Source organism: Halobacterium sp. CBA1126, assembly GCF_009741975.1.
Taxonomy (GTDB): domain Archaea; phylum Halobacteriota; class Halobacteria; order Halobacteriales; family Halobacteriaceae; genus Halobacterium.
The window spans coordinates 1-2708 of record NZ_WPCF01000174.1 but is presented as its reverse complement, the minus strand read 5'-3'; the positions used below and the strand labels follow the sequence as shown (position 1 = coordinate 2708).

The 2708-nt window shown below is 69.3% G+C and carries 5 protein-coding genes and 1 pseudogene; all 6 read right to left on the bottom strand.

The window, feature by feature from the left end; translation table 11 throughout:
* A pseudogene (locus GJ634_RS14810) lies at positions 1-276 on the bottom strand (metallophosphoesterase); the annotation flags it as partial.
* Between the two features lie 50 nt (positions 277-326).
* Complete coding sequence (locus tag GJ634_RS14805; protein WP_157503607.1) at positions 327-1082, bottom strand: proteasome assembly chaperone family protein; 756 nt, start codon at positions 1080-1082, stop codon at positions 327-329.
* Positions 1083-1085: 3 nt separating this feature from the next.
* The gene (locus GJ634_RS14800; protein ID WP_157503606.1) at positions 1086-1268 is read right to left on the bottom strand and encodes an RNA-protein complex protein Nop10; all 183 of its coding nucleotides are present in this window, start codon (positions 1266-1268) and stop codon (positions 1086-1088) included.
* On the bottom strand, positions 1265-2065 hold the full coding sequence (locus GJ634_RS14795) for a translation initiation factor IF-2 subunit alpha (RefSeq protein ID WP_157503605.1): 801 nt from the start codon (positions 2063-2065) through the stop codon (positions 1265-1267). Before GJ634_RS14795 ends, GJ634_RS14800 begins: the two co-directional genes overlap by 4 nt.
* The gene (locus GJ634_RS14790; protein ID WP_157503604.1) at positions 2062-2235 is read right to left on the bottom strand and encodes a 30S ribosomal protein S27e; all 174 of its coding nucleotides are present in this window, start codon (positions 2233-2235) and stop codon (positions 2062-2064) included. Before GJ634_RS14790 ends, GJ634_RS14795 begins: the two co-directional genes overlap by 4 nt.
* Positions 2236-2237: 2 nt before the next feature.
* Positions 2238-2519, bottom strand: coding sequence for a 50S ribosomal protein L44e (locus tag GJ634_RS14785; RefSeq protein ID WP_058981839.1), 282 nt, complete (start codon positions 2517-2519; stop codon positions 2238-2240).
* Positions 2520-2708: the final 189 nt, after the last annotated feature.

The window sequence follows — 2708 nt, the reverse complement described above, 5'->3', positions numbered from 1 at the left end:
GACGGCCGCCTCGATGGCGTCGACGGTCTCGGGGACGCCGTCGGGGACGTTCCCGCGGACGTGCAGGAGGTCGCCCGCGACAACGACGGTCGCCGGCTCGAACTCCGCGAGGAGGGCGTCGAGGCGCTCCACGAGGTCCGCGCGCTCGCCCAGCGGCAGGGCGACGTCGGAGGCGGCGTCCCGGCCGACGTGGACGTCCGCGAGCACGAGCGCGTCCGCTGCCGGCACGTACGCGGCGCGCTCGCCGAACGCCAGCCACGGCGGAGTGTCGCTCACGGCCCCCAGTCGGCGCTACGCGGGGTTAGGTCCGGCGGTTGCGAGAACAGTTACCCGATGTATCGGAGGTCTTCCTCGCCGCCCGGGCTCGGGCCATCCTCCATCTCGCGGAGGCGGCTGACGACCTCCTCCATCTCCTCGGCGCGGTCGTCGAGGGCCTCCTCGTCGAGGTCGAAGCCGAGCATCTCCTCGAGCACCGCGAGCACGGCCTTCGCGGCCTTCGGGTCCACGAGGTAGCCGGAGGTCTCGCCCATCAGGCAGGCGGCGTCGAAGCCGCGGCGGCCGCCCAGTCCGAGCAGGAGGCCGCTGGAGCCGACGATGCCGCCGGCGGGCTCCTCGCTGCGGAACTCCACGCCCGCGTCCTCGAGGCGCCCCTTGAGGGCCTCGGCGGAGACGGCGCCGATGACGTCGTGCTCCTCGACGAGCTCCCCCGTGGGAACGCCGCCGAGCGCGTACAGCTCCTCGGCGTCGAACTCTTCGGCGATGTCGAGGACCGCTTCGGTGACGCGGTAGTGGCCGACGTTGTCCTGCGCCTGGTGGTTGCCCGTGAGCACGAGGAGGTCCCGCCCCTCCGTGTCGACGGCGTGAATCTCGGCGTGCGCGAGCTCCGCGACGCTGTCGTCCCCGACGGTGACCTGCGGCGGGAAGTGCTCGCTGTGCACGCGAGCGACGAGTTCGCTGTCCGCCTCCTCGACGACGTGCTCGGCGACCAGCTTCCCGACGTGCCCGACCCCGGGCAGTCCTTCGACGAACACGGGGTCGTCCAGCGCCGGCTCTGACTCCCACGCGATGTCGATTTCGTCCATACCCTAAGGGCGGCTGCGTTCCTTAAGAGCGCGTCGGTAGCGCCCGTGGGGGTCCTCGGGGTCGAACGGCGCCGGCGCGCTGTTGACGGCGTCGGCGCCGCAGTCGGGACACTCCGCAGAAAGCGTGTACACCGGGCGGTCGTGGCGGTCGCGCCACGCCGAACACACCCGGATGTCGGACTTCATTCCTCTTCGAGCTGGCGCTCGCGGTGGAAGTTCCCCTCGCCGCCCTGCGCGCCGATCTCCTCGACGGCGCGGGCGCCGGCGGCCTCCAGCTCGTCCTCGGCGGTCTTGTAGTTCGGCGCCTGCACCCGAATCCGGTACTCGGGCGCGCCGACGTACGTCACCTCGAGGTCGGCCTCGTCGGGGACCTCGCCGTTCCCCTCGGCGGCCTGCAGGGCCTCCTTCACGTCGTCGACGCCGTCGGCGTCGGGCGACGTCAGCGTCACGTACCCCGTGACCGTGACGTACGGCACGGAGACGTTCTCGCGGGCGGTCTCGACGATTGCGTCCTGCTCGTCGTCGTCGAGGTCGGTCTTCTCGAGGGCCTCGTAGCCGTGAATCGCGGCCTGCTCGAACCCCTCGTAGAGGCTGCCGAACTCACCGAGGAGCTCGTTGGCGATGCGGCGGAACTGGTCGTCGTCCATGTCCTCGCCGAACGCCAGCGTCAGCCACTTGTCGGCCTTCTGCTCGTTCTTCCACTCCTGAATCTTGTCGGAGCGCTGGTGGTCGTTGACGTCCTTCAGCGAGAGGTCGATCTGCTGGGCGGACTCGTCGACGTCGAGGACCTTCGCGACGACCGTCTGGTCCTCGTTGACGTGGTCGCGGACGTTCTTGATCCAGCCGCTGGCCACTTCGCTGACGTGTACGAGGCCGCGCTTGTCCTCGTACTCCTCGAGGTCGACGAACACGCCGAAGTCCTCGATGTCGTCGACCTTGCCGACGACGAGTTCGCCCTCCTCGGGCCAGCCGACGTACTTCATCTCGCCTCGACGGTCTCGACGACCTCACCCGTGAAGTCGGCCTCGCCGCCGGTCGGACGCGCGAGCGTCGTTCCGCAGACGGCGCAGGCGACCTCCGAGGAGGCCTTCCCGAAGACGATCTGCTCGTTCTCGCAGTCCGGACACTCGACTTTGAAGAATCCTCCCGCCATCGTTAGTCCTGGAAGACGAGTCGGCCGGTGCGCCATCCCTCGCGGAGGTGGGCGTTACCGCACTCGTTGCAGCGGTACTTGAGGTCCGTCTTCTTCGTCGGCTTGTTGCCGACCGGCACCTTCGAGAAGCGGCCGTGGTTCCCGATGGAGGCGTTCGCGCGCTTGGTGCGGCGAGCGTCCCACTTCATGCCGGAGGAACGGCCGGTGCGGACCTTCTCGACCTCGATCTGGTTGTGTTCGTCACAGTGCGGGCAGTAGCTGTTGAATCGGCGTGGCATCTCCATAGGCTAAATCAGCTCTGTTGTCTCTCGGTTACACGCGGCCGCTTAAAATCCGTTTGGTTTCCGGGACGGGACCACCCGGCCCACGAACAAGTTTTTGCGCGCCGCCTCCCACGCCCCGACCATGGCCCCGCGCCACACGCTCGCCCTCCCCGCAGTCGCCGCCGCCGTCGTGCTCGCGCTCGTCGCCGG

Excerpts from the sequence above, each read along its gene's own strand:
- GJ634_RS14805 (WP_157503607.1), bottom strand. The coding sequence starts at position 1,082 with ATGGACGAAATCGACATCGCGTGGGAGTCAGAGCCGGCGCTGGACGAC.
- GJ634_RS14800 (WP_157503606.1), bottom strand. The coding sequence starts at position 1,268 with ATGAAGTCCGACATCCGGGTGTGTTCGGCGTGGCGCGACCGCCACGAC.
- GJ634_RS14795 (WP_157503605.1), bottom strand. The coding sequence starts at position 2,065 with ATGAAGTACGTCGGCTGGCCCGAGGAGGGCGAACTCGTCGTCGGCAAG.
- GJ634_RS14790 (WP_157503604.1), bottom strand. The coding sequence starts at position 2,235 with ATGGCGGGAGGATTCTTCAAAGTCGAGTGTCCGGACTGCGAGAACGAG.
- GJ634_RS14785 (WP_058981839.1), bottom strand. The coding sequence starts at position 2,519 with ATGGAGATGCCACGCCGATTCAACAGCTACTGCCCGCACTGTGACGAA.